Source organism: Heyndrickxia vini, assembly GCF_016772275.1.
Lineage (GTDB): Bacteria > Bacillota > Bacilli > Bacillales > Bacillaceae_C > Heyndrickxia > Heyndrickxia vini.
This window is the reverse complement of sequence record NZ_CP065425.1, coordinates 3,027,410-3,052,639: the sequence shown is the minus strand read 5'-3', so window position 1 is coordinate 3,052,639 and position 25,230 is coordinate 3,027,410. Positions and strand designations below refer to the sequence as shown.

Genomic DNA, 25,230 nt, shown 5'->3' with positions numbered 1-25,230 from the left:
GTGAATGAATATGTTTACAGGAATTATCGAAGAAATTGGTCGTGTGAAAAATATCAAACAATCGTCTCAAGCAGTCGAATTAACAATACATGCTAACAAAATAATGAAGGATATGCACAATGGAGATAGTATTTCCGTTAACGGGGTATGCTTGACGGTTACCTCCTTTTCAAACGATGAATTTCATTTAGATGTCATGCCTGAAACCATTAAATCTACAAGTTTAAGAGAACTAAAGAATGGATCAACAGTGAATCTTGAACGAGCAATGTCCCCGCAAGGAAGATTTGGTGGCCATTTCGTATCAGGGCATGTGGATGGAGTGGGAACGGTAAAGAACATAAAAGACGCTGGTAATGCCCGATATTATGAAATCAAAGCAGATGCTGAAATAATCAAATACACGATACTAAAAGGTTCCGTTGCAATTGATGGAACTAGTTTAACGGTTTTTGTAGTGAGCGATTCTACTTTTACGATTTCGTTAATCCCTCATACGCGAGCCGAAACGATTCTAAGTGAGAAAGTAGTAGGTGACTTAGTTAATATCGAGTGCGATATGCTTGGAAAATATATCGAACATTTCGTTCATTCTCGATTTTCGAATTCGCAGGAAGAAAATAAAACATCAATAACCTATGACTTGTTACAAAAAAATGGCTTTGCATAAGGAGTGATGGATATGTTTGATTCAATAGACGAAGCACTACATGAATTAAAGGAAGGAAATGTAATTATCGTTTGTGATGATGAAAATCGAGAAAACGAAGGTGATTTTATCGCTTTAGCTGACAAAGCTACTCCATCGGTTATTAATTTCATGATTACATATGGAAAGGGCCTTGTTTGTGTTCCGGTGGAAGAAAAAATCGCCAAACAGCTTCAACTAAACCCAATGGCTAAAGAAAATACCGATCCATATGGTACAGCTTTTACAATCAGTGTCGATCATCGTTCAACAACGACAGGTATTTCAGCAACCGAGCGTTCAATGACGATTCAGTCATTGGCAAATGGAAATACGATAGCTTCTGATTTCAAACGACCGGGCCACGTGTTCCCACTTATCGCAAAAGACGGAGGTGTACTAAAACGAGCGGGGCATACTGAAGCCGCAGTGGACTTAGCGAAACTAGCAGGGGCGTCGCCTGCGGGTGTCATTTGTGAAATTATTAAAGAAGATGGAACGATGGCAAGAGTCAATGATTTGCGAATAATCGCGGATCAATTTCAGCTGAAAATGATTACGATTCAAGACTTAATCAATTATCGGAAAGAAACCGAAAGAGTAGGCAGTATTAACTAATTATATAAAATGGAGGCTTTTCATAATGGGAACAATTTTTGAAGGAAATTTAGTAGGATCAGGATTGAAAATTGGAATTGTCGTAGGTAGATTTAATGAATTTATTACGAATAAGCTGCTGAGCGGTTCAATAGATGCACTTAAACGACATGGCGTAAACGAAGATGATGTCGATGTAGCATGGGTGCCGGGTGCATTTGAAATCCCGTTAATTGCACAGAAACTAGCGAAAACAGACAAGTATGACGCGGTGATCACATTAGGAACGGTTATTAGGGGATCTACACCACATTTCGATTATGTTTGTAATGAAGCGGCAAAAGGAGTAGCAGCTATTTCATTAAATACAGGAATTCCAGTCATATTCGGGATATTAACAACTGATTCCATTGAGCAAGCAATTGAAAGAGCAGGTACAAAAGCAGGCAATAAAGGCTGGGACGCAGCAGTATCTGCGATTGAAATGGCGAATTTAATTAAAAATGTAGAATAAGTGATTGTCATGATGAAAACTTCCTAAGTAAAACTTGGGAAGTTTCATTTAAATACTTTTATCATTCGTATGATTTAAAACCCTGAATTTTCATTGAATCAATATTTGGTATGCATTGTGTATACGTTTTATTTTAACTCAATCAAAATAAAACACTGATCATCATTTTTTTCTCCCTCAATTTGAAGGGACTCCAAAATCTTATCTTTTAAATGATCCAAAGACTTATATGAATTCTCCATTAATAGTGAACGTAAATGTTTTTCTCCAAGAGGTTCTGAAACACCGTCCGTGTATAAAAGAATTCTGCTGCCTTTTTCATATTTAAATGTATCCGTTTTGAACCGTAATCCCTCGAATGTTCCGATTGGGGGCGAGGTTGAACGAAGTTCTTGCTGCTCTTTTGCCGGATTCTGAAAAATAGCCGGTGGGTGACCAGCATTCGTATATTCAATGGTTTGTTTATCAGTATCGATAATTAAATAAATTGCTGTGCAATAATGCCAAGAATCCTGATTAGAATGAAACAAATTATGTAAATAATTATCTAATTCTTTCATCACTACAGCGGTAGGAACTCCTTTTGTAATCAACCGTTGGAATAAGGAATGAAGGGCCATCGTTATGAGTGCAGAAGAAATTCCATGTCCCATGACGTCTAATAAAATAACTCCATACTGATGTGTATTAATTTGATAGAAACCATAAATATCACCAGACAACTCTCTTGATGCATGATAGTGTGAATCAATGTCAATGTAATCATTGGATATGGCTTCAGTTAGCGATGTTTCTTGTATTTTTTTCGCAAGTGTTAATTCGTTTTGTGTATCTATTTTAAATTTTTGATTTTGCTTATTCACTTCTAGAAGTTTTAATTGATTTTTATTCAAGGCATTAAGGGTTTCCTCTAAGTCAATGATCGCTTTGTTTTTTTCCGTTAAAGCATCTTCAGCGACTTTTTTTGCTATTAGTAGCTGGTTTTCGTATTCATTTCTTTTCCTCATGGGTATTATGACACACGTTATCACTCCGTCATCCGGATCCTGACTTAGAGATGCATTCATGAGAACTGGTATTTCTTCTCCATTTTCATTTGCTAATGAAAGATACATTTCCTCCACTCGATGTTGAACGGTTATTAATGGAAGGAAATAAAGCTGAAAAAATACTTGAGCAGATCCTGTAAGAATTACATTGATATGTTGTCCAACAAGTTGCTCCGCGCCATATTTAAGCAATTGAATTAATGTATGATTAATGGATAACAGAATTCCATCTTTTGAAAGTGTGACGAAACCACAAGGAGCGTGATCTAATTGCTCATTCATTAGCCACGCTCACCTCTAGGATCGTTTTATCGGGAATCTTTCCAATATATTCACGAATGAATTGGATTGTTTCTTCAGGATGACTCAAATGTGGACAATGCCCGTTTGCATTCATATATGTAATTGTACTATTAGGTATGTGTTGATTGAGGTATTCACCTACTGCGATCGGCGCAATAACGTCATCTGAACATTGCATAATAAGAGAAGGAACAGTAACTTTCGGCAAGTCTTGACGGTTATCTGCAAAGAAACAAGCTTCCGCAAATATACGAGCAATGACAGGATCGGTGGAACAAAAGCGATTTTCCAGCTCGTTTGCAACATCTGGCCGACTAGAATTATTAGTAACGGTTGAGGCAAAACTAGTTGCCCAGCCGATATAATTTTTCTCCATCATATCGATTAAGCCAGTCAGATCTTCTTTCTCAAAACCTCCAAAATACTCGGGCGGCTCATTAAGATAACAGGGAGATGGCCCGATCATAATCAGACGGGAAAAGTACTCTGGATGTTGTAAAGAGGCTAATAAACCAATCATCCCCGCAACAGAATGACCAACAAATATCGCATCTTTTAGAGATAAAGCTGAACAAACATCCAACACATCTTGTACATAGCCGGAAAGCTTGCTGTATTTATTCGGATCAAATGCCTCTATATCTGATTGTCCCATACCTACATAATCAAATAAAATAACTTGATAGTCACATTCAAATGATTCAGATACAGTCTTCCATACAGTTTGGTCACATCCAAAACCGGGTGCGAATATCATAGCCCGTTCCCCATTGCCTTTTATCGTTACATTATTTCGGTTTAGGATATCTTGGTTCATCATAAAGCTCCTTTCTTAAAATATTTGTATTTTTCAAACCATCTAATCTACTATCATATTATACAAGAAATATGTACGATGCAGTATTCTTTGATAGATATATACTAAAAATTAATAAGAAAGGACTACTTCTCTTCATAAAAAAAACCTCTCCAATAGATTAGGAGAGGTTCATTCATCCATTGGCTATAAATCCTTGAACCAATTTAACAATAAGTACAATAACAGCAATCACGAGGAGAATATGAATAAATCCACCGGCGATATGAAAAGCAAACCCCAGTAACCAAAGAACAAATAAAATTCCGATAATTGTCCAAAACATCTTTATATCCTCCCTTTCCAAAGTGTATAGTGAAGATTACCCAAATAAAAAGATTGTTAAACCAAATGGATCACCTTCTGGGCAATAATGGGATTGGGATATGTCAACCATCCAACAATTAAAAAACAAATAAGTTAATATAACGCACAACGATTGGGTTTGGTAGAAAAGGATTTTACTATGTTGGGAGGAGAATACATAGAACTTTTTGAATGAAATTTAAACGATTAAAAATAAATACGCTAATCCCTTGATAAGGGGGTGGTGTTTTCATGTACTTTCTAAAGTTGCCAACAATATCATAGAAAAATACTATATATTCAATGCAGGTTTAATTTTTTAGACAATTTATATAGATAGAATATCCCCTTAAGCTGTTTTTGGTTACGTTTATCTATATGGTTTTGAATATCATGTATTACTTTTCTTACTTCCTTAAGATCATATTGGTTTAATTCTTTAATCTCCTTTTTTATTTGAATAACCTCATATGAATAAACGGCATTCTGAGTTATTTTCATTAATAAGATTTTTATGTGTTGGAAAGTGTCAAATAGACGATAGTTATTTAGTTCTCCTCTTTTGGACGTAATAAATCCTTCCTTTTCCCAATAGCGAAGAGTTGATGGAGGTATATTTGTCTTAAGTGACACTTCTCCGGTAGTCATAGAGTTTTCATGCGTCAATTTTTCCAAATAATTATTTACCTGTTCAATAATTATTTTGTCTTCATAATTAGCTACTTGCGCTTTATTTATTATCCAAAGAGCAGCATCTAGTTCTTTTCGTTGCAATTTTTTTAGAACAGCTGATGTTATTTCCATTCCAAACCCAGGAGACATAGCTACAATACACTCAAAATAGGCAAAATGTTCCTCTGTAAATATCCTATAACCAGTAGATGACCGTTCAGATTTCGGCACAATTCCTCTTTCTTCATAGCTTCTTATAGAACTTGTACTAATATTTAATTTTTTTGCAATATCTATAGGTCTTAATTTTTTCAATGAGCACACTCCTATATTTAATTATTGTACCTTCATGTAAAGTTTATCAAATAAAGTATTGAAAATTCAGCCATTTTTTCTAGAAACTTTAGAATTGGCTTTAATGTTGTAAGCTTGATTTGTAAGATGAAAAAAATGGAGGGATTCTTATGACAACAGTAAATGTTCAACCGCAGATGACGATCCATGAGTTAGGTGAAGTGCTATCTACTTATTTAAAAGAACACTGGAAAGAAGTACTGAACAGGAATATCACAGAGCTTGAAGAACTGTTTCCGAAATATGAAGATGCAACATACGGCATGTATTTGGATAAACTTATTCCACCAATATGGAAAATAGTAAAAGAAAATGGTTTTCGGTCTACAGAAAAAACGAAAGAAGATGACTTTGTTATTGGAGAGTGTCTGCATTTTAGAAATTCAATAGAAAAGGCTAAGTGGGGCACACTTCACCATGAAAAACGTGTTTTTTGGATTGTGATTGAAAATCAACATAAAGATAAGATAGGAACTCTACTGTTTGAGCTATCTCATTCACATATTGACTTTAACATTCCAGCGCCACCAAGGTTCCTTCCTTTAAAAGAAATTAATCGAAAAGAAATCGTTAAAAAAATTATTCATCTAGAAGAAAACTTGTCATGATCCAATAAACCACTTGGCTAATTTGTTAAGTGGACTATATTCTAACCTAAAACATTCCCTATAAAGAAAAGGAGGAACTACATGATTGTAAAGATTGAGGAATATGAACTTCTTGACATAGATTCTGGCCCTTATGGAATAACGATAGGAAAAGATGGTGCGCTATGGTTTACACAACATAGAGCTAATCAAATTGGTCGAATGACTGTTAACGGCGAAGTCACTCATTTCGTTATTCCTACATCCAATGCTGGTGTGCTGTCTATAACCTCCACAACCCAAGGTGATGTATGGTTTACGGAAAATAAGGCGAATAAAATTGGAAAACTGACAGTAACAGGCGAAATGATCGAATATGTTTTACCGTGCTCAGATTCTGCTCCCTTTGGAATAACGGAAGGGCACAATGGAGACATTTGGTTTACGGAAATGAATGGAAATAGAATAGGGCGAATTTTATCATCAGGTGAAATAATTGAGTATGATTTACCGAATCCTGACTCCTACCCCTCTTTTATTGTAGCTGGCCCGGATGGTGCCATTTGGTTTACTGAAAATCAAAGTAATCAAATTGGCCGAATAACAATATCGGGAGAAATAACGAATTATCTTTTACCAACAAAACATGCTGGTCCCGTTGGTATTACATGCGGATCTGACAACGCCCTCTGGTTCGTAGAAATTAACGGGAATAAAATCGGCAGAATCACTCCTTCTGGAAAAATAAGTGAATATCATATCCCTACTGCAAATGCTCGTCCACACGCAATAGCAGAAGGTCCTGATCATGCTTTATGGTTTACCGAATGGGGGAGTAATCAAATTGGTCGCATTTCAACGGAAGGTGAAATTACAGAATATTCAATACCTACCCAAAATGCGGAGCCACATGGTATTACATTAGGATCAGACGGTGCCATTTGGTTCGCTGAGGAGTGCAATAAGATAGGTCGGCTAAGTTTGTTATTAAAATCATGAAAGGACGTAGATACGATGGAATCAAATAATCAAAGAGGACCTAATCCTAAAGAAAAATATCCAATTAAAGGAAATGAAGTTGTGCAATTTATTAAAAATACAATTACTAGACCAAACATTATTGTGGGTGATTACTCATATTACGATGCAAGAAATGGTGAATCTTTTGAAGATCAAGTGTTATATCATTACGAATTCTTCGGTGACAAACTTATTATAGGGAAATTTTGTGCAATAGCACCCGGTGTCACATTTATTATGAATGGAGCTAATCATAGAATGGATGGTTTTTCAACGTACCCGTTCAATATTTTCGGAAACGGTTGGGAGAAATATACGCCAACGATAGATCAGTTGCCGTTTAAAGGTGATACCATAATTGGAAATGATGTTTGGATTGGGATGGATACTTTCATAATGCCTGGAATAAAAATAGGGGACGGTGCAATTATAGCAGCCAAATCAGTTATTACACAAGATGTGGAACCTTACACTATTGTTGGGGGAAATCCAGCAAAGAAACTTAAAAGTCGTTTTTCAGAAAAAATTGTTAACGAATTGCTAGAAATTAAATGGTGGGATTTAGATATTGATATTATTTCTGCTCATATTGATGTGATAGTTAATGGAGATATAGAGAATCTAAGAAATATAAAAAATACTATTTAACAAAGTAACAACTTCCGAGAAATCCTATTCAATAAAGTGAAATATATAAAATGCTGTAATTAATATTCAAATTAAAAGCACTCTCACGTAATTTAGCATAGATGATTTCGCAACATTCATGACCAAAATACTGCGGTCAAAAAAGAATAAATGATAAGGATGTGGACCACGTGGGCTTACTGTTGTTTTTGCATCTTTTAGGGGCGGTTATTTTTTTAGGGAATATAATTACTGCAGCGTTTTGGAAGATTCGGGCCGATATAAAAGAGGAGCCTGCATTCATTCACAACACGGTGAAAAACGTGATGTTGGCCGACTTTATATTTACACTGCCAGGTTTAATTTTAATTATCGTTTCCGGTAGTCTAATGGCTGTTCATGCAGGGTATTCGATGTCTGGTTTTAATTGGCTTACCCTTTCGTTGGTCCTGTTTTTTCTAACCGGCATTCTATGGTTGGCGGTACTGTTGCCCGCACAGCGCAGCATGATCCGCCACAGCGCCAAATCGATAGAGACCGGTATCATTTGTAAAGCGTACCGGAAAGCATCGCTTTATTGGGCTATTTTTGGAATCACTGCTACTTTATTACCTGTCATTATTTTGTATTTTATGATAACCAAAGGTTTTTAATAAAGGAGGAATACGAATGGCTCCGTTTATCCTATTGATTGTGTCATTCTTGATTTTTCGCTTGATTGGTTTTCTTGGACTGTCCTATTTTGATGATTGGGAAACTTCTTTACGAATGGCCGTTGCTCTGATGTTTATATTTACAGCAACGGCTCATTGGGGAAAGAGACGCCCGGATCTTATCAAAATGGTACCTCCAGCTCTACCAAATCCAGAATTCATCGTGACTATTACTGGAATTCTTGAAATCGTTGGAGCCATTGGTCTATTAATTCCCATTACATCAAGTATTGCTTCAATCGGTTTGGCAATCTTACTTATTGTTATGTTCCCAGCTAATATTCGCGCTGCACGAAAAGGGGCCACCATTGGTGGAAGACCGAGTACTACTCTTATCCCTCGAACGATTTTACAAATTATATTTTTGATAGCTGTTATTTTAGCTGGATTCGGTTTTTAATAGACTTTTATTATGAGAATTATATTATAAACGAGAAGATTTTAACTTCCTCTAAAAGGTTAATGTTATGAAGAGAAAAAGACATCTCTTAAGCTTGCCTTGTTCCACAAAACGAGCTGATGTATCTTCTTAGTTATTTCGGAAAAGGGCGTGATTGTTTGGGATCATAGGCAGAAAGTGATCAAACTTTTTTATCAAAATTATATAGTGCTTCAGAGAATGAGCCCGTTTAGATCAAAGTTTTTCAAAACATGCTCACTTACTTTAACGTGAAATGTGGATTTACGGGGTGTTTTTAACCAAGCTTTATTTTACATCTACATTTTTTGTAGTTTTATAAAAAAGATTGATCATATAAAACAAAGTTCGATTTTTTTTTCTATAGGGTGTTTCGTTGGCCACTCTTCACTAGCTTTTATTCAACAATCGGATCATCAAACGAAAAAAGTGATGATGACACTTCCTTAATAAAAATCAATCTGAAGTTGTAGAGAGTCTCATTCTAATTGACGATGTAGAGATAGCCTAAAATGCTTAAAATGAACCTGAAGAAAAAAATTAAAAGAGGAGACTTAGAGGAAATATGAAACTTAATCATCTTAATCTCAGCGTGTCGGATGTCGCAGCTGCTCGAGAATTTTTAGAAACCTTCTTTAATATGACATGTGAAGTCAGTCGAGGAAATGGATTTGCCTTAATGTATGATGACGATGGTTTAGCGTTGACATTAATGAAGGGAAGAGAAGTCCACTATCCAAAAACCTTCTATATTGGATTCTCTCAGAAAAATAAAGAACAGGTGAACAAGATTAATCAATGTTTGAGGGAGAATGGATTTGATGTAAAGCCTCCAGGATATGCTCATGGTTGCTATACCTTTTATGTTGATGCTCCTGGAGGGTTTATGGTCGAAGTGCCTTGCTATTCGGAAAGTTGACAGGCTATTCCTCAATCAGGCTCTAAACTTGAATAAAATAGTAGGAAATTGATTAAACTTTTTTATAAAAATCTCATACTTATTTAAAAAGAGTAACTCTAGTTTAATCAATCTTTTTTTAATAGAGTTTTTGAAGTTGTTACCAATTGTAATTAATTGAATAAAAGAAGGGCATATATTATTTATACAACTAATATGTGCTCTTCTTTATTTTTAAGGATTTTTAAATTACATATAAAATGCAATCCAAAAAATGGTGTAGACGACAATGGCTATAATAATTAATCTTAAAAAACTTAATTTGAAATATATGGAAAAAGGGGTTGGCTTATAAGCACTGCTATGGGAATGAATAAGCCCATCCCTATTTAATTAATCTAATAGTTTATAAAAGTAAAATAAAAAATTACCCAAATTTTGAAGTGTTTTATCTCTTTTTAGTGCCATTAACAGGTGTACCTGCTTACATCATTTTTTAATGGATATGTTGCTGAAAAGTAAAACAATGGTTTGAGTATCAATTGTTTAAACAGCTTTCACTAATACGTCAAGTAGAATGTCAACTTGAAGATAAAAAGAATTGGCTGGGCAATCTCCTACCCAACTAGTTACTGCAAAATCAACTAAAGGATGAACATACATATATAATCGGGTTAATACTTGAATGCCTGCATCCACTGTTTTATGTTTAAAAGGAAGTAATTTAATTTTTAAAGGGGGAAGTCCATTGAAAGCTATTCAAATGTCGTCCTTTGGAGAACCTGATGTATTGAAGTGGGTAGAAATTGAAGAACCTGAACCAGCGGAAAAGGAAGTGCGTGTAAAGCTTCATTATGCTGGTGTAAATCCTGCTGAAACATATATCCGTGCTGGAGGTTATGCCTTTTTTAATCCGGACTTGCCATATGTTCCTGGGTTTGATGGTGCAGGCGTGGTCGATAAAGTCGGAAAGGGTGTCACTAGGCTTAAGACTGGTGATCGTGTATTTGTCGCTTCCATTTTAGCTAAAAGAAAAACTGGATCCTATGCGGAAAAAATGGTTTGTGATGTCGAGGCTGTACATAAATTGCCAGAGTCCATCAGCTTCGAACAAGGAGCTGCACTTGGTGTTCCAGTCACAGCCGCTTATCGTGCACTATTTCACCGGGCTCATTTAAAACCGGGTGAAACAGTATTAATTCATGGTGCTTCCGGTGGTGTAGGTTTCTTAGCAGTACAGCTAGCAAAATATAATGGTGCACAAGTCATCGGAACAGCCGGAACAGAAGAGGGCATGGAGTTGGTAAGAAAAGCTGGTGCTGATGTCGTACTTAATCACCATGAGCATGGTTATTTGGAAAAAGTTCAGGGCGTTGATGTTGTGATTGAGATGCTTGCTAACGTTAATTTAGAGGAAGACCTCAAGGTTCTCAATAAGTTTGGCCGCATTGTCATAATTGGCAACCGTGGATCATTGGATTTCAACCCTCGGCTGACAATGGCCAAAGAAGCGGATATTCTTGGCATGGCCGTATGGAATGCCCCAATAGATGAATATAATGAAAGTTTAATCGCCGTTGAAGCGGCATTGAAAAACGGTGGACTCCAGCCATTTGTTGGTACAATACTGCCGCTTAAAGAAGCAGCCGAAGCGCAAATTCATATTGTGAGCAGTAGAGCCAAGGGTAAAATGGTATTGAAAATCGCTGAAGACTAAAAGAAAAGTCTGGTAGTGTGAGAAATTATGGTGCCATCCTCGGATCTAACTGGCCTTTATATATGTCAATTTAGTTGTGGATTCGGGTAGGAAAAGCGTAAAAAGGAAGCCTCACCTGCATGAATACTGTGGATTCGAGAAGGAAAGGCGTAAAAAGGAAGTCCTACCTGCATGAATATGTCGGATTCAAGAAGGTAAAACAAAAAAGGATTCCATCATCTGCATGAATGCACCTTCTTTAGTAGTAATAATATAACATTGGTATAGAATTCGGGACTGAATCAAATAGATTCATTCCTTTTTTAAAAGGCATGTACATTTATCAAATTGTAACTTCTTTGTCACCCTTTATATGGAGGATGTTTTATACTTAAAATATATAAACATTTTGGGTGGTAGAGCGGACTAATGAAAATGCGACGGCTTAATAGGAGAGGGAAAATTACTTTATTTGGTTTAATTGTAATTATTGCCTCTATTACGATGGGGATTCAATTTCATAAAAAACATCTTTCAGAACGGACGGCTGTTTCGGCAGCAATGGCGAAAGAAAATGATAATAAAACGAAAAAAAGTCAGGAAAAAAAAGCAGAGACATCAAAGGATAATAAAAGAATAGAAAAACAACATACATCTGAAAAAAAAGAAAAAATATCGCATAAAAAATATAAAAAGCCATCTATTCCAATTGTAAAACCTTCCGAGGAAAAAGTAATTTACTTAACATTTGATGATGGACCATCTAATAGATTAGGAGATTTAATGAATATTTTGGAAGACTATAAGGCGGATGCGACTTTCTTCTGGTTAGAACCAAATATGAAGAGATATTCAAAAGAGGCGAAGGATGCTGTGAAGCGCGGTTTTTCAATTGGTCTTCACGGAGTGACTCATGATGCCAAGAAAATTTATGCATCAAGTCATTCGGTTGTAAACGAAATGGATACAGCCAATCGCACGCTTAAAGAAATTACAGGAAAGTCGACACGGTTGATAAGAACTCCATATGGGAGTTATCCATATATGACGCCAAAATATAAAACGGCAGTTGATAACGCCGGATTTATTTTGTGGGACTGGAATGTAGATAGTATGGATTGGAAATATAGGAATAGCCGCTATGTAAATGAAGTTATTCAGCAAGTTGAAAATTTAGAAAGCAGAAACGTAACACCCGTCATTTTACTCCATGATCGAGCAGAAACGATAAATAGTCTTCCAAAACTATTAAATTATTTTAAAAAGAATGGATATACATTTAAAAAAATTAAGCAAAGTATTATACCAGTTGAGTTTTAAAATAATCGTTGTGCGACGCCTCCATGTTTGTGGAGGTTTTCTTATTATTTTATAATGGCGTTAGAATGAAATGAAAAGGAGGTTCGAAGGATGTCTTCCATTCTTTTGTTAGAAGATGAAATGTCGATTAGAAGTTTTATTAGTTTAAATTTAAAAAAGGCAAATTTAACAGTATATGAAGCGGAAACAGGAGAGGAAGCGTTAGAACTTTTTCGTGCCCATCCCGATCTCGATATTGCACTTCTAGATGTCATGCTTCCTGGAATCGATGGGTTTGATGTTTGCAAAGAAATTCGAAAAAAGGATCAACGAATCGGAATTATTATGTTAACGGCGAAAGCACAGGAAGATGATAAAGTAATAGGTCTTGATACCGGTGCGGATGATTATATAACGAAGCCATTCAGTATGAAGGAACTAGAGGCAAGAATCAGCTCTTTACTTAGAAGAATAAAAGCAATCGAAGCTGTACCTAAACAAAATGTCATCTCGATTCCTCCTTTTTCGTTGGATAAAAACAATAATACGATTACTAAAAATAATCAACTCATTAATTTAACCCCAACCGAATTTGAATTAATAAAATTTTTAATGGAAAATGAGAACCAGCCTATTTCTAGAGATCAATTATTAGATCATGTATGGGGACAATCGTTTGTGGGTGATTTGAAAATTGTCGATGTAAATATTCGAAGGATTAGAAAGAAAATTGAGGATCGTCCATCTGATCCTAAATTTCTAAAGACATATTGGGGAATAGGATATATTTGGAAAAGGTGAATAACTGTTTTATCGTTTTTTATTATTAATTTCATATAAGGGCATGCACCTATTTTTACTTTGATACATATTTTATCTAGGGAAAAAGATCGGAAGGAGAATTTAGTATGTATTGGGATTATGACTATTATAGACAACAACTCCTCCCAAATCTAGGTAATATGAATCAAGTAGGTGCTGGGTTAGGGGACTTATTGAAACCTTTTCAAGGGAGTGGCAATAACCAAGGATTTCCGTTTGGAAACCCATCTGGACAAGGACAGTGGCACCCGCCTGGACCGCCACAGGGACAGGGGCAGGGACAAGGGTATCCACCTGGCCCACCACCAGGACAGGGGCAGGGACAAGGATATCCTCCGGGCCCACCACCGGGACAAGGGCAGGGACAAGGATATCCACCTGGCCCACCACCTGGTGCCGGGCAAGGGATGCAATCTAGCAACCATTCATCTAGTCCATCCGTTTATGCGGTAGACCCAGGTGCATTTAAAGGATGTTTACATCGATACACAAGAGTGCGTTTACGTAATGGCCAAAGATTTTGGTTTTATCCAACCTTTATCGGAAGAACATCAGTTGCCGGCTACAGATGGATTAACAATCGCTGGAGATATGAAGGAATGGACACCAATCGGATTGTTTCGTTTAACTGTTCCTAAAAGTTTATAAAAAATTTATACTGAGATCATATTAAACTCTTAATATGGTCTTTTTTTGTTAGTCTAACGGAAAAACTTCTTCGAACATTTCAATGAAATTTTTCGCACTTTTCGGCAAGTAACGGTCTTTACCCCATATGAGTGCGGATTCCGCTACGATATTTGTATTTTCTAGTTGAAGAACCTGAACATTCGATGTTTGGAAAGAAAGCAGTGAATATTTTGGAATAATCGTAGCTCCCATCCCTTTCGAAACGAGAGATAAAATCATCGTCACATCCGGGCATTCACATATAACATTTGGTTCAAATCCATGTCTTCGGCATTCATTGACTACCAATTCATATTGACCGGAACCTTTAATGCGATGCAGAAGCAGAAGCGGAATCCCCTTTAATTGCTCCATTCTTATTGTTAAGGAACAGGGGGCCATCTCTCGGACCCAATCATGATGAAGCACTGCCACGTAAGGATCTTTTGATAAATGCAAATAGGAAAACTCCGATAAATCCATTGGCAGACGGGTAACACCAATATCAATCTCCTTATTTTTTATCTGTTCACCTATGACAAATGAATCGCCTTCCCTTAATTGGATGGAGACAAGGGGATATTTTTTCACAAAATCCGGAAGTCTTTCTGAAAAGAATGAAAAGCAAGATTTGGATGCACCTAATGAAAGAGTTCCCCTGCAACCCTCGTCTGTTTCTTTCACTTCTATAATCGTTTCTTCAAGTTGATGGATTAATTTCTGCGCTTTTTTATATAAAACCTTTCCAGCATTCGTCAATTCTAATTTCTTCCCGCTTCTCTCGATTAATTTTACCCCGAGTTCCTCTTCTAAGAGTTTTAATTGATGACTTAATGGAGGCTGGGCCATATGAAGTTTTTTCGCAGCACGAGTAATTTGGCCTTCCTCAACGATTGTTGAAAAGTAATGCAACTGCCGTATATCCATTTCATCCCACCTAATGCATACTTTTAAAGTATATAAAACAAATATTTTAAATATTTTAAATATACTTTACCATATGCTACATTCGAAATGTAAGGGTTTTCAAAAAATACATACTTTTAAGGAGTGTGAAAGACTTGAAAATGTTTGAGGAAGCAAAGCAAAAGCTGAGAGGGTCAATTGCACCAATCGTCACACCATTCCACGAAGATTATTCCATTGATTATGCAACATTTGAAAATCTAATTGATTGGCATATTAGTAGTGGAACACACGCCATTTCTGTAACAGGTACAACCGGTGAACCAAGTTCCCTTACTGTGGAGGAACGGATTCGCGTAATGGAAACAGCCGTTAAGAAAATCAATGGAAGAGTTCCTTTCGTACCAGGAACTGGATCAACTAATCATCAGGAAACACTTTATTTGACAAAAAAAGCACAAGAAATGGGTGCCGATGCTGCACTTGTCATTGTCCCTTATTATAATAAGCCTTCACAGCATGCTTTATATAAGCATTATAAAATTGTCGCCGATTCAGTTGATATCCCCATCATCGTCTATAACATCCCCGGAAGAACAGCAACCAATCTTCATGTCGATACGCTCGCAAGATTACATGAGGACTGCCCTAATATCATCGGAGTGAAAGAATCCAACAAAGATTTTGAACATGTGAATCGTGTCCTTCTTAAATGTGGGAGAGATTTTCTGCTTTACTCAGGAATTGAATTATTATGTTATCCAATGCTTGCTATCGGTGGAGCCGGACATATTAGTGCCACAGCCAATGTTGTCCCTGGCAAAATAGCCGATCTCTATAATACATGGGTGGCCGGTGATGCGCAAAAAGCGTTAGATCTGCATTTTGAATTAATGGAGTTAAATGATGTCCTATTTAAAGATACAAATCCTGCACCATTAAAGGCCGCGTTAGGAATGATGGGGAAAATTAAACCAGTCCTGCGTTTGCCGATGGATCTGCCAACTGCTGAACTGCAAAACGAAATTCGTGACGTATTACAGCAGCATGTAGTATTGCCAGATGAAATCGCAGCAAAAAGATAGGAGGAAACAAATGAGCAATTTAAAAGATATTCAGCTTTATATAAATGGTGAATTTATTGACGCCGCTTCAGGCAAAACATTTGAAAATATCAATCCATTTACAAATGAAGTAATCAACTATATTGCTGAAGGTGATGCCGCAGATATTCATGTGGCCGTAGAAGCGGCACATCGTGCATTCCACGGTGAATGGGGGCAATTGAAAGTAAGTGAACGATTAAAATATATTTATAAAATTGCTGATTTAATTGATGAACATATTGAAGAGATTGCTCCTTTGGAATCAATGGATACAGGGCTGCCTATCAGCCAAACGAAAAATATGGTGGCTCGATCTGCACAAAATTTTCGCTTCTATGCCGAAATGGTTTCCAATCGTTTAGTCGGTGAAGCATATCAGGTCGATGATGAGTTTATTAACTATACGATTCACAAGCCGATTGGTGTAGCGGGATTAATTACCCCATGGAATGCTCCTTTTATGCTTGAAACATGGAAGATTGCTCCCGCTCTAGCGACAGGAAATACAGTCGTATTAAAGCCTGGTGAATGGTCTCCGGTGACAGCCAATCGATTAGCGGAAATTATTGACAAAGCCGAACTTCCAAAAGGTGTATTTAATGTGGTACACGGTTTTGGAGAAACAGCAGGTGCCTCACTTGTCGCCCACCCAAATGTGCAATTAATTTCTTTTACAGGTGAAACGACAACGGGTTCGGAAATTATCAAAAATGGCGCAGATACACTAAAAAGAGTATCCGCTGAACTAGGGGGAAAATCACCAATCATTGTTTTTGACGATGCTGATTTTGATCGAGCTCTTGATGCATGTACATGGGGGATCTTTTCTTTTAACGGTGAACGTTGCACAGCAAATTCAAGATTATTTGTTCAAGAATCAATTTATGAACAATTTGTTGATGCATTAAAAGAACGAATACCAAAGATTATTGTCGGTGATCCGCTTAATAATGAAACAGAGGTCGGACCGCTTATTCATATCGAACATTTTAACAATGTGAAAAAATATATCCAACTAGCGAAAGATGAAGGGGCTGAAATCTATAGTGGAGAAGTTCCAAAAGAATTCGGAAAAGGAAATTTTGTTCCACCAACATTTCTGTTAAATGTGACGAATGAAATGCGAGTGGCACAAGAAGAAATATTTGGTCCTGTTATGGCAGTAATGAAATTTACGGATGAAAAAGAAGTGATTCGCCTGGCAAATGACACGAAATACGGTCTAGCAGGTTACGTATGGACAAATGATATAAAACGCGGGCATCGGGTAGCTCAAGGTGTTGATTCAGGCATGGTTTGGATTAATTCACAAAATGTGAGGGATCTTCGTATTCCATTCGGTGGCAGTAAATATAGCGGAATGGGTCGTGAAGGTGGACATTACGCATTTAATTTTTATACTGAAACACAAGTAATCCATGTTGCCTTAAGCGATCATCATATCCCGCAATTTGGAAAAAAGAATTAACTAAAGGAGGAATGATATATGCCAGCAAAAACAGGAAAAGAGTATATTGAGAGATTAAAAAAAGCAAATAACAATATTTATATACATGGAGAAAGAGTAAATGACGTAACAGAGCATTCAGCTTTTAAACATGTCATTCAATCAATGGCAAAATTATATGACCTTCAATACGAAAAGGAAGACAAATTATTATACAAATCACCAACTACAGGTGACAAGGTTGGGATGACGTTTTTACATCCGAAATCAATTGATGACTTAATAGCAAGACGAATGGCCATAACAGAATGGGCGAAAGTTTCAGGGGGAATGATGGGACGTTCACCTGACTATCTAAATGCGGAAGTTATGGCGATGGGAGTGGCTTATGATTTCTTCTCTGAATGTGATCCATCACTTGCGGAAAATGCGAAAAACTATTATGAATATGCCCGGGAAAATGATATTAGTTTAACTCATACATTAATTCATCCCCAAGTGAATCGCGCGAAAGCACAACATGAACAAAAAGATGCCAATGTTGCCCTTCATCTCGTTGAGAAAAATAAAGATGGCATTATTGTTGATGGGATTAGACTTCTTGCCACACAAGGTGGGATCACTGACGAAATTCTCGTTTTTCCTTCCACAGTTAAAAAGGCCGGTGAGTTAGATGATCCATACTCACTTGCATTTGCGATACCGAATAATACTCCTGGATTGAAATTTATTAGCCGAGAATCATTTGATTATGGAAAAAATCAATGGGATCATCCACTTTCCTCTCGTTTTGAAGAGGGGGATGCGATTGTTTCCTTTGAAAATGTCTTTGTCCCTTGGAATCGAGTGTTCGTATGTGGAAATTCATCGATATGTAATCGTACTTTCCGTGAAACGAATGCGGTCGTTCATATGGCTCATCAGGTGGTTGCCAAAAATATTGTGAAAACGGAATTTCTTCTCGGATTAGCTCTTTCCGTAATGGATGCAATTGGAATTGATCAATTCCAGCATGTTCAAGACAAAGGGACAGAAATTATGTTAGCACTTGAGACAATGAGAAGTCATTTGTATAGGGCGGAGCATAATGCAAAGCTCGATAAATGGGGAACGATGACACCTGATTATGCTGCACTTGATGCTGCGCGTAATTGGTATCCAAGAGTTTATCCAAGATTAGTAGAAATTTTAAGAATCTTAGGGGCATCTGGATTGATGGGCATTCCTACGCAAGCAGATTTCCAAAATGAAGATATTGGTGCATTAATTGATCGGGGTTTACAGGGGAAAAATCTTGAAGGATATGAACGCGTGCAATTATTTCGATTGGCATGGGATATGACAATGAGTGCGTTTGGAAGTAGACAAATGCATTACGAATATTACTTTTTCGGGGATCCGATTAGAATGGGAATGACCTATTTTGAAGGATATGAAAAGGAGCCATATAAGGAAATCATTCGCAATTTTCTCGGTCAAGTCAATTCAGATAAATCAAGTTTTTTAAATGTGTAATGGCGGGGGGAAGTATGGTGAATTTTAATATCATTCGAGCGGCTAGAGCGGTATTGAATGTGACAAATCTAGAAGAATCAAGACGTTTCTATGTTCATGCACTTGGATTTATTGAGACGGAAAGTGATGACAAACATATTTACCTGCGTGGTCTTGAAGAGCATACCCACCATAGCTTAGTTCTGAAAGAAAGCGACCAGCCTAGTGTAGAGGCAATTAGTTATAAAGTTTTTGCAGAGGAAGATTTGGATACATTATCTGCTTTTTTTTTTACAGAAAAAGGGTATCGGATTAAGTGGATGGAATCGGGTTCGCAAAAGGCGATAGGACGAACATTAAGAGTGCAGGATGTTTCAGGACTTCCTCTTGAGTTTTTTGCAACGATGGATCCTGCAGATCGTTTGTTGCAGCGTTACGATTTATATAAAGGGGCAAAAGTTCAGCGGATTGATCATTTTAACTGCGCTGTAACCGATGTAGAAAAAGCCTACAACTTTTACATTAATGAGCTTGGATTCGCATGTTCAGAGTATACAACTGCAGATGATGAAAAGATATGGGCTGCATGGCTTCATCGTAAACCGACGGTCCATGATGTCGCATTTATGAATGGGGTAGGACCGCGACTTCATCATGTCGGATTCTGGTTGAGTGATCCGATGAGTGTGATTCATACATGTGATGTGTTGGCGTCATTAGGGTATGGCTCCAGTATTGAGCGAGGACCTGGACGGCATGGCTTATCAAACGCATTCTTCCTTTATTTACGAGATCCGGACGGACACAGAATTGAACTGTATAACGGAGACTACTTAACAAGTGATCCAGACTTCAAACCTGTAAAATGGGATTTGGATGATCCGATGCGCCAAACCTTTTGGGGGCACGCCGCTCCAGATTGTTGGTTTAATGAAGCATCAACCGTATTAGATATTCATACAGGGCACGCCGTCAAGACAGACGATCCGAAATTAGAAAAGAAAAAGCCGACGATTATTATTTAGATAGACTATTAGCTTAGACTACTAGTTTATCTACCATTATCTATGATCATATTCAATTTTGGTAGTTATACCCCCGATTTATCTCCCATTATTTCGGATTTATTCAATTTTAGGAGATTAATTCAAGGTTTATCTACCATAATCTATGTCACATTAAGTTTTGGTAGATTTACCTCTTATTTATCTACCATTATCTATGTTTTATTCAATTTTAGGAGATTAACTAGAAAGGAGGGAGTGGAAGTGGAAGTGGAAACGAAAATTAAGTTTAAACTCCAAGGGAAATCAATAATAGAAGAAGCAAGCATCAATAAAAAAGGTAATAAAATCCTCATTCAAGGTTCTAATTATGAGGTAAATCAACTTCCGTGGGACGTCCCTATTTCCGGAACTATCTATGGAACATTATTAAATTACAAAGGTGCACTTGAAGCAATGGGAGATGAATTAAATCATTCACCCTATCAATCACCACCGAAAGCGCCAATTTTATATATTAAACCAGTAAATACAATGACTAGCTTTAACACTCCTATCCCACTTCCAACAGACATACCGGAATTGGAAGTAGGGGCAGCCTTAGGAATTGTGATAGGGCGACCTGCTACAAATGTGAAAGAAGATCAAGCATTTAATTATATAGCTGGCTATACAATTGTAAATGACATTAGTATCCCGCATAGAAGTGTGTACCGTCCGGCAATTACCGAAAAGGCTCGTGATGGGTTTTGTCCAATCGGCCCATGGATTGTTGAAAAGGGTGCACATATTAATCCTGACAATCTAACAATAAAAGTTTTTGTTAACGAAGTGCTGCGACAGGAAAATACAACAGCCAATTTGATTCGCCCTGTATCGAAACTTTTACAGGACATTACGGAGTTTATGACGCTGTATCCTGGGGACACAGTACTAGTAGGTATTCCCGAAAATCCACCTTTCGTGCGAGATGGAGATCGAATTAGAATAGAAATTGAGCAAATCGGAAATTTGGAGAATACCGTAGTTCATGAGAAGAACGTAGCATTGGGGGTATCAATTTGAAAAGAGCCCGCATTGTCTATAAGGGAGCCATTCATCATGTTGTAGAAACAGAGGGGAAACTTAAGCTTCCAGATGGGCAGATCGTATCCGAACATGAAGTTGATTGGCTGCCACCGGTTACACCGAAGACGATTTTTGCCCTTGGCTTAAATTATGCAGACCACGCAACAGAACTTGATTTTAAAGCACCGAGTGAGCCATTAGTTTTTTTAAAAGGAATGAATACACTACTTGGTCATCGAGGCCATACGAAGCGTCCGGCTGATGCCACATATATGCATTATGAATGTGAGTTAGTAGTTGTCATTGGAAAAAAGGCACGACATGTTAAAAAAGACGAAGCCTATGAATATATTGAAGGATATACAATTGCTAATGATTATGCGATCCGCGATTATTTAGAAAACTATTATCGCCCCAATTTACGGGTTAAAAACCGCGATACATGCACACCGATCGGACCGTGGATTGTTGATGCGGCAGATATCGACAATCCGATGAATCTCACACTGCGAACCTATGTAAACGGCCAGCTAACGCAAGAGGGATCAACGAAGGATATGGTCTTTGACATTCCATTTTTAATTGAATATTTAAGTAGCTTTATGACGTTAAACGCAGGAGATATTATTTTAACGGGAACCCCTAAAGGTGCTGTTGATACAAAAGTAGGAGATGAAGTCATCACAGAGATTGAAGGAATTGGCCGTTTAGTTAATACGATTGTACGTGATGTGGGGGGAGAATAATGCCGCATTTTATCATAGAATATACCGATAATATTAAAGAAGAGGCAAGAATACAGGAATTATTAAAAAAAATAAATGAAGTACTCATTTCAAAAAATGATATATTCCCAGTTGGCGGGATTCGTTCAAGGGCGATTGAACTCCATAATTACTGTATTGCAGACGGAAGTCATGATGATGCGTTTGTCCACGCAAGCTTGAAAATCGGTTCCGGACGGTCGGAAGAGGTAAAGCAAGCTACGTGTAATGAGATATTCAATGTTATGAAGGATCATTTTTCCCATTTGTACCAACATCGTTATCTTGCATTATCACTTGAATTAAATGAATTTAGCGAGGCGGGAACTTATAAATTAAATAATATTCATACCCGATATAAGAAAGCAAATGCCTCTAATAACAAATAAAAGAAAGTGTAACATTTCATTTCTGTCCAGCGCCTATCGACTAGAAAATTTCAGGACTTTTACGTCGATGAACAAGGCGCCCCGAGCTTTTCTAATTAGGAGGGATTAAATGGATGATCGATTATTTCGAACGGTAATGGGGAAATTTGCTACGGGCGTTACTGTGATAACAACATCAACGAATGATAAAGTCCATGGAATGACTGCTAATGCATTTATGTCAGTCTCACTTAACCCGAAATTAATTTTAATTTCTATTGGCAATCACGCAAATATGAAAAAATATATCGAAGAATCCGGTAAGTTTACCGTAAATATTTTATCCAAGGAACAGCAAGAAGAATCCAAATATTTCGCGGGTCAGCTAAATGAAAAAAGGGAAATACAGTTTCAATGGATAGAAGGGGTACCAATTCTTCCCCGGTCCATTGCAAATATCGTTTGTGATGTCTATGATTCACATTTAGCAGGGGATCATACTCTATTTATAGGTGAGGTAAAAGACATTCATACTGAAGATGGCGATCCATTAACCTTCTATAGAGGAACATATGATGGGATAACTTCATAATTTTTAAGACCCTTAAAGTGACTTAAGGGTTTTTTTATACAAAGAAAAAGTTGTATTAATCTGAATCTTAAATGTGTTATAAACGTATTACCTTTAAAAGGGGTGTGGTGTAATGTTAAAAAATATTAGAAAAACAAAATCCATATTATTTTTAAGTCTAATGATTATGATGTCAGCGTTTTTTATAGTTGCTTGCTCCAAGGCTGAAGCAGAAAAGACAACAGCCGATACCGATACAAATAAAGAAGTAATTAATAAAGTACTTGAGCACCAATTTTCTGGTCCAGATGAGAAGTTTATCGACCTAACGTGGAATCCTAAATATAAAACTGTTGTCAATAACAAAGAGGAAAACAAGGAATTTGATAAATATGTAGCGGAGATATACGGACCATACTTTACAGAATCTGAGCTTGACTCCTTTATTGCTGCATTCGGTACTCAATACCCAACATATGCTCACGAAAATGGATATAAGTTAAATCTTAAAGGTGTTACGATTGAGCGAAGTGAGAAAAATAGCTATAGCTTCATAGCAAATGTCGGTTACCGGAAAAATGGAGATGAAGAAAAAGTTGCAAATGTAAAAGGAGTCATTATTTTTTCTACAAAAGAAAAAGGGAAAATTGGGAGATTCGAATACAGAGACGACAGTCTGTTGGATAAATTGAGAGAATAAGAAAATAAAAAAGATGATATCTTTTCCTTACGTTAAAAATATATTAATATAGTAATTGTTGGATAAAGTTCCGTTTGTTCCTACTAGAAAATATATATGAAGTTATAAATTTCAAGGGTTTTATAAACATTGTTCTAAATAAAAACCCAATTTAGAAAGTTTATAATTTTGTTTTTTCTAAATATTTTATTGACGATTTAATTATTCTTAAATTATGATAATTATACTGAAATAATATTTAACCTACTAGGGGGAACAAGAATGGATGCAACAATGAACAAGCAACTGGAATCCAAACAATCAAAAAAGCACCCGCCTGGATTATACTTGTTATTTATGACAGAAATGTGGGAGCGTTTTAGTTATTATGGTATGAGAGCAATCCTAGTACTCTATTTAACTAAATCATTAGTTAATGGCGGATTAGGAATGAACGAAAGTACTGCACTTATGTTATATGGTTTCTTCACAGGAGCAGTTTACTTTACGCCATTAATTGGTGGCTGGTTGTCTGATAGATTTTTGGGACAACGACTCGCTGTTACAATTGGCGGAATTATCATGGCGATCGGTAATATCGTTCTTTTTGCACATCAAAGTTATGCAGCTGTTTATACTGGACTAATCTTATTAATCATCGGTAACGGATTTTTTAAACCGAATATTTCTACGATTGTTGGTGAACTGTATTACCCGAAAGATAAGCGTCGTGATGCGGCATTTACGATTTTCTATATGGGAATCAACGTCGGCGCATTTTTCTCTCCGTTAATTATCGGGTTAATTACAGATAAATGGTTTGCTGTTCATGCACATGGTGCCATTGAATATGGTTATAAGTATGGTTTCCTTGCTTCAGCGATTGGGATGATTATTGGTCAAATCCTGTTTAATACATTAGGTAATCGTTTCTTAGGTGATATCGGTAAAAAACCGGTTGGGAAACCACAAGTTTCTACTAGTGGTGCCGTTGAAAAACAAAAGTTAACTAAAGTTGAAAAGAATAGAATGAAAGTCATCTTTATTTTAACAGTACTTGTTATCTTTTTCTGGGCAGGATTCGAACAAGCTGGTGGAGCTTTAAGTATTTATACAGATAAGTTTGTTGATCGTACGATTTTTGGCTGGGAAATACCAACTTCTTGGTTCCAATCAGTTAACCCATTATTTATTGTATTATTAGCGCCACTTGTTTCATTGCTATGGGTAAAACTTTCAAATAGTAAACGCGGAGATATTCCTGTTCCGACGAAAATGGCCTTTGGGATGATGCTATTAGGAATTGGATATATCGTATTACTTTTTGCTATTATGCAAACAGGTAGTAATGAACACCATATTACGACAAAAGCAAATATTTTATTCATTGTATTTACGTATCTGTTCCATACAGTCGGTGAATTGTTCTTATCACCAGTAGGATTGTCATTTGTAAGTAAGTATGCACCAATTAAGTATGCATCTTTATTAATGGCTGTTTGGATGGCAAGCTCTTTCGTAGCTAATATTATTGCCGGACAACTAGGTTCCTTCACTGGAAAATTAGGATATTTTGAAGTCTTTTCTGTTATCGGAGTAGTAGTCATCGTTCTAGGGCTTATCCTACTATCAATTTCCAGAAAACTTGTGAAAATGTTAGGCGATGATTCAACAAAAGAAAAAGTAGAAGATGAGAAAAATGAAGAAATCAATGACAGTGTATTAAGTACAAACT

At 36.7% G+C, this 25,230-nt stretch carries 27 protein-coding genes and 2 pseudogenes; 23 read left to right on the top strand and 6 right to left on the bottom strand.

All coding sequences use genetic code 11. From position 1 onward, the window contains the following. Positions 1-10 precede the first annotated feature (10 nt). The 3 genes and pseudogenes from ribE (at position 11) to ribH (ending at position 1,799) form a co-directional block, all read left to right on the top strand. Positions 11-670 (top strand): riboflavin synthase, encoded by a 660-nt coding sequence (gene ribE / locus I5776_RS15300; RefSeq protein ID WP_202777240.1) that lies wholly within the window; start codon positions 11-13, stop codon positions 668-670. Positions 671-682: 12 nt separating this feature from the next. After that, positions 683-1,291, top strand: a pseudogene (gene ribB, locus I5776_RS15295) (3,4-dihydroxy-2-butanone-4-phosphate synthase); the annotation flags it as partial. Positions 1,292-1,331: 40 nt separating this feature from the next. Then, positions 1,332-1,799 (top strand): 6,7-dimethyl-8-ribityllumazine synthase, encoded by a 468-nt coding sequence (gene ribH / locus I5776_RS15290; RefSeq protein ID WP_202777238.1) that lies wholly within the window; start codon positions 1,332-1,334, stop codon positions 1,797-1,799. Positions 1,800-1,927: 128 nt separating this feature from the next. Here ribH and I5776_RS15285 read toward each other — a convergent pair whose 3' ends face one another. The 4 genes from I5776_RS15285 to I5776_RS15270 form a co-directional block, all read right to left on the bottom strand. Next, positions 1,928-3,130: a SpoIIE family protein phosphatase gene (locus tag I5776_RS15285; RefSeq protein ID WP_202777237.1), complete on the bottom strand. Its 1,203-nt coding sequence runs from the start codon at positions 3,128-3,130 to the stop codon at positions 1,928-1,930. Continuing rightward, the gene (locus I5776_RS15280) at positions 3,123-3,968 is read right to left on the bottom strand and encodes an alpha/beta fold hydrolase (protein WP_202777236.1); all 846 of its coding nucleotides are present in this window, start codon (positions 3,966-3,968) and stop codon (positions 3,123-3,125) included. The genes I5776_RS15285 and I5776_RS15280 overlap by 8 nt, the downstream gene beginning before the upstream one ends. A 175-nt stretch (positions 3,969-4,143) precedes the next feature. Then, positions 4,144-4,293 (bottom strand): lmo0937 family membrane protein, encoded by a 150-nt coding sequence (locus I5776_RS15275; RefSeq protein ID WP_202777235.1) that lies wholly within the window; start codon positions 4,291-4,293, stop codon positions 4,144-4,146. A gap of 320 nt (positions 4,294-4,613) precedes the next feature. After that, positions 4,614-5,300 carry a MerR family DNA-binding transcriptional regulator gene (locus I5776_RS15270; protein ID WP_202777234.1) on the bottom strand — a complete coding sequence of 229 codons (687 nt, stop codon included), beginning with the start codon at positions 5,298-5,300 and terminating at the stop codon, positions 4,614-4,616. A gap of 149 nt (positions 5,301-5,449) precedes the next feature. Between I5776_RS15270 and I5776_RS15265 the strand changes: the two genes are divergently transcribed. The 6 genes from I5776_RS15265 (at position 5,450) to I5776_RS15240 (ending at position 9,623) form a co-directional block, all read left to right on the top strand. Further along, positions 5,450-5,947, top strand: a complete 498-nt coding sequence (locus tag I5776_RS15265; protein WP_202777233.1) for a DUF6022 family protein — start codon at positions 5,450-5,452, stop codon at positions 5,945-5,947. 81 nt (positions 5,948-6,028) lie between these two features. Next, a complete protein-coding gene (locus I5776_RS15260; RefSeq protein ID WP_202777232.1) occupies positions 6,029-6,925 on the top strand; it encodes a Vgb family protein in 897 nt (298 codons plus the stop codon). 15 nt (positions 6,926-6,940) lie between these two features. Further along, entirely contained in the window at positions 6,941-7,594 is a 654-nt protein-coding gene (locus I5776_RS15255) for a Vat family streptogramin A O-acetyltransferase (protein WP_202777231.1), read from the top strand. A 170-nt stretch (positions 7,595-7,764) separates the two neighbouring features. Beyond that, a complete protein-coding gene (locus tag I5776_RS15250) occupies positions 7,765-8,226 on the top strand; it encodes a DUF2269 family protein (RefSeq protein ID WP_202777230.1) in 462 nt (153 codons plus the stop codon). Positions 8,227-8,242: 16 nt separating this feature from the next. Then, positions 8,243-8,686, top strand: a complete 444-nt coding sequence (locus I5776_RS15245; protein WP_202777229.1) for a DoxX family protein — start codon at positions 8,243-8,245, stop codon at positions 8,684-8,686. Between the two features lie 583 nt (positions 8,687-9,269). Continuing rightward, positions 9,270-9,623, top strand: a complete 354-nt coding sequence (locus I5776_RS15240; protein ID WP_202777228.1) for a VOC family protein — start codon at positions 9,270-9,272, stop codon at positions 9,621-9,623. A 525-nt stretch (positions 9,624-10,148) separates the two neighbouring features. Here the strand turns inward: I5776_RS15240 and I5776_RS15235 are convergent. After that, a complete protein-coding gene (locus tag I5776_RS15235) occupies positions 10,149-10,301 on the bottom strand; it encodes a hypothetical protein (RefSeq protein WP_202777227.1) in 153 nt (50 codons plus the stop codon). Positions 10,302-10,365: 64 nt separating this feature from the next. Between I5776_RS15235 and I5776_RS15230 the strand changes: the two genes are divergently transcribed. The 4 genes from I5776_RS15230 (at position 10,366) to I5776_RS15215 (ending at position 14,057) form a co-directional block, all read left to right on the top strand. Continuing rightward, positions 10,366-11,319: an NADPH:quinone reductase gene (locus I5776_RS15230; protein WP_246483808.1), complete on the top strand. Its 954-nt coding sequence runs from the start codon at positions 10,366-10,368 to the stop codon at positions 11,317-11,319. Positions 11,320-11,727: 408 nt separating this feature from the next. Continuing rightward, the gene (locus tag I5776_RS15225) at positions 11,728-12,618 is read left to right on the top strand and encodes a polysaccharide deacetylase family protein (RefSeq protein WP_202777226.1); all 891 of its coding nucleotides are present in this window, start codon (positions 11,728-11,730) and stop codon (positions 12,616-12,618) included. A gap of 90 nt (positions 12,619-12,708) precedes the next feature. Next, the gene (locus I5776_RS15220; RefSeq protein WP_202777225.1) at positions 12,709-13,398 is read left to right on the top strand and encodes a response regulator transcription factor; all 690 of its coding nucleotides are present in this window, start codon (positions 12,709-12,711) and stop codon (positions 13,396-13,398) included. A gap of 107 nt (positions 13,399-13,505) precedes the next feature. Next, positions 13,506-14,057: a transporter gene (locus I5776_RS15215; RefSeq protein ID WP_246483807.1), complete on the top strand. Its 552-nt coding sequence runs from the start codon at positions 13,506-13,508 to the stop codon at positions 14,055-14,057. Positions 14,058-14,115: 58 nt separating this feature from the next. Here I5776_RS15215 and I5776_RS15210 read toward each other — a convergent pair whose 3' ends face one another. Then, the gene (locus I5776_RS15210) at positions 14,116-15,015 is read right to left on the bottom strand and encodes a LysR family transcriptional regulator (protein WP_202777224.1); all 900 of its coding nucleotides are present in this window, start codon (positions 15,013-15,015) and stop codon (positions 14,116-14,118) included. A 140-nt stretch (positions 15,016-15,155) separates the two neighbouring features. Here I5776_RS15210 and hpaI point away from each other — a divergent pair, with 140 nt between their 5' ends. From hpaI to I5776_RS15160, 10 genes and pseudogenes are all read left to right on the top strand, one after another. Then, on the top strand, positions 15,156-16,079 hold the full coding sequence (hpaI, locus tag I5776_RS15205) for a 2,4-dihydroxyhept-2-ene-1,7-dioic acid aldolase (RefSeq protein WP_107921339.1): 924 nt from the start codon (positions 15,156-15,158) through the stop codon (positions 16,077-16,079). Between the two features lie 10 nt (positions 16,080-16,089). After that, a complete protein-coding gene (gene hpaE / locus I5776_RS15200) occupies positions 16,090-17,568 on the top strand; it encodes a 5-carboxymethyl-2-hydroxymuconate semialdehyde dehydrogenase (RefSeq protein ID WP_246483806.1) in 1,479 nt (492 codons plus the stop codon). A gap of 18 nt (positions 17,569-17,586) precedes the next feature. Further along, positions 17,587-19,062 carry a 4-hydroxyphenylacetate 3-monooxygenase, oxygenase component gene (hpaB, locus tag I5776_RS15195; RefSeq protein ID WP_202777222.1) on the top strand — a complete coding sequence of 492 codons (1,476 nt, stop codon included), beginning with the start codon at positions 17,587-17,589 and terminating at the stop codon, positions 19,060-19,062. A gap of 17 nt (positions 19,063-19,079) precedes the next feature. After that, positions 19,080-20,066 (top strand): 3,4-dihydroxyphenylacetate 2,3-dioxygenase, encoded by a 987-nt coding sequence (hpaD, locus tag I5776_RS15190; RefSeq protein ID WP_202777221.1) that lies wholly within the window; start codon positions 19,080-19,082, stop codon positions 20,064-20,066. A 243-nt stretch (positions 20,067-20,309) separates the two neighbouring features. Further along, positions 20,310-21,110, top strand: a complete 801-nt coding sequence (locus I5776_RS15185; RefSeq protein ID WP_246483805.1) for a fumarylacetoacetate hydrolase family protein — start codon at positions 20,310-20,312, stop codon at positions 21,108-21,110. Then, the gene (locus I5776_RS15180) at positions 21,107-21,859 is read left to right on the top strand and encodes a fumarylacetoacetate hydrolase family protein (RefSeq protein ID WP_202777219.1); all 753 of its coding nucleotides are present in this window, start codon (positions 21,107-21,109) and stop codon (positions 21,857-21,859) included. The genes I5776_RS15185 and I5776_RS15180 overlap by 4 nt, the downstream gene beginning before the upstream one ends. Next, positions 21,859-22,266 carry a 5-carboxymethyl-2-hydroxymuconate Delta-isomerase gene (locus tag I5776_RS15175; protein ID WP_202777218.1) on the top strand — a complete coding sequence of 136 codons (408 nt, stop codon included), beginning with the start codon at positions 21,859-21,861 and terminating at the stop codon, positions 22,264-22,266. Before I5776_RS15180 ends, I5776_RS15175 begins: the two co-directional genes overlap by 1 nt. Positions 22,267-22,375: 109 nt before the next feature. Further along, positions 22,376-22,837 (top strand): flavin reductase family protein, encoded by a 462-nt coding sequence (locus tag I5776_RS15170; RefSeq protein WP_202777217.1) that lies wholly within the window; start codon positions 22,376-22,378, stop codon positions 22,835-22,837. Between the two features lie 112 nt (positions 22,838-22,949). Next, positions 22,950-23,516 carry a hypothetical protein gene (locus tag I5776_RS15165; RefSeq protein ID WP_202777216.1) on the top strand — a complete coding sequence of 189 codons (567 nt, stop codon included), beginning with the start codon at positions 22,950-22,952 and terminating at the stop codon, positions 23,514-23,516. 261 nt (positions 23,517-23,777) lie between these two features. Next, positions 23,778-25,154: pseudogene (locus I5776_RS15160) on the top strand (peptide MFS transporter); the annotation flags it as partial. Between the last annotated feature and the right edge of the window lie 76 nt (positions 25,155-25,230).

Bases quoted from the DNA above. Each gene is read 5' to 3' on its own strand.
- ribE (WP_202777240.1), top strand. From the start codon at position 11: ATGTTTACAGGAATTATCGAAGAAATTGGTCGTGTGAAAAATATCAAA.
- ribH (WP_202777238.1), top strand. From the start codon at position 1,332: ATGGGAACAATTTTTGAAGGAAATTTAGTAGGATCAGGATTGAAAATT.
- I5776_RS15285 (WP_202777237.1), bottom strand. From the start codon at position 3,130: ATGAATGAGCAATTAGATCACGCTCCTTGTGGTTTCGTCACACTTTCA.
- I5776_RS15280 (WP_202777236.1), bottom strand. From the start codon at position 3,968: ATGAACCAAGATATCCTAAACCGAAATAATGTAACGATAAAAGGCAAT.
- I5776_RS15275 (WP_202777235.1), bottom strand. From the start codon at position 4,293: ATGTTTTGGACAATTATCGGAATTTTATTTGTTCTTTGGTTACTGGGG.
- I5776_RS15265 (WP_202777233.1), top strand. From the start codon at position 5,450: ATGACAACAGTAAATGTTCAACCGCAGATGACGATCCATGAGTTAGGT.
- I5776_RS15260 (WP_202777232.1), top strand. From the start codon at position 6,029: ATGATTGTAAAGATTGAGGAATATGAACTTCTTGACATAGATTCTGGC.
- I5776_RS15255 (WP_202777231.1), top strand. From the start codon at position 6,941: ATGGAATCAAATAATCAAAGAGGACCTAATCCTAAAGAAAAATATCCA.
- I5776_RS15245 (WP_202777229.1), top strand. From the start codon at position 8,243: ATGGCTCCGTTTATCCTATTGATTGTGTCATTCTTGATTTTTCGCTTG.
- I5776_RS15240 (WP_202777228.1), top strand. From the start codon at position 9,270: ATGAAACTTAATCATCTTAATCTCAGCGTGTCGGATGTCGCAGCTGCT.
- I5776_RS15230 (WP_246483808.1), top strand. From the start codon at position 10,366: ATGTCGTCCTTTGGAGAACCTGATGTATTGAAGTGGGTAGAAATTGAA.
- I5776_RS15225 (WP_202777226.1), top strand. From the start codon at position 11,728: ATGAAAATGCGACGGCTTAATAGGAGAGGGAAAATTACTTTATTTGGT.
- I5776_RS15220 (WP_202777225.1), top strand. From the start codon at position 12,709: ATGTCTTCCATTCTTTTGTTAGAAGATGAAATGTCGATTAGAAGTTTT.
- I5776_RS15215 (WP_246483807.1), top strand. From the start codon at position 13,506: ATGTATTGGGATTATGACTATTATAGACAACAACTCCTCCCAAATCTA.
- I5776_RS15210 (WP_202777224.1), bottom strand. From the start codon at position 15,015: ATGGATATACGGCAGTTGCATTACTTTTCAACAATCGTTGAGGAAGGC.
- hpaI (WP_107921339.1), top strand. From the start codon at position 15,156: ATGTTTGAGGAAGCAAAGCAAAAGCTGAGAGGGTCAATTGCACCAATC.
- hpaE (WP_246483806.1), top strand. From the start codon at position 16,090: ATGAGCAATTTAAAAGATATTCAGCTTTATATAAATGGTGAATTTATT.
- hpaB (WP_202777222.1), top strand. From the start codon at position 17,587: ATGCCAGCAAAAACAGGAAAAGAGTATATTGAGAGATTAAAAAAAGCA.
- I5776_RS15175 (WP_202777218.1), top strand. From the start codon at position 21,859: ATGCCGCATTTTATCATAGAATATACCGATAATATTAAAGAAGAGGCA.
- I5776_RS15170 (WP_202777217.1), top strand. From the start codon at position 22,376: ATGGATGATCGATTATTTCGAACGGTAATGGGGAAATTTGCTACGGGC.
- I5776_RS15165 (WP_202777216.1), top strand. From the start codon at position 22,950: ATGTTAAAAAATATTAGAAAAACAAAATCCATATTATTTTTAAGTCTA.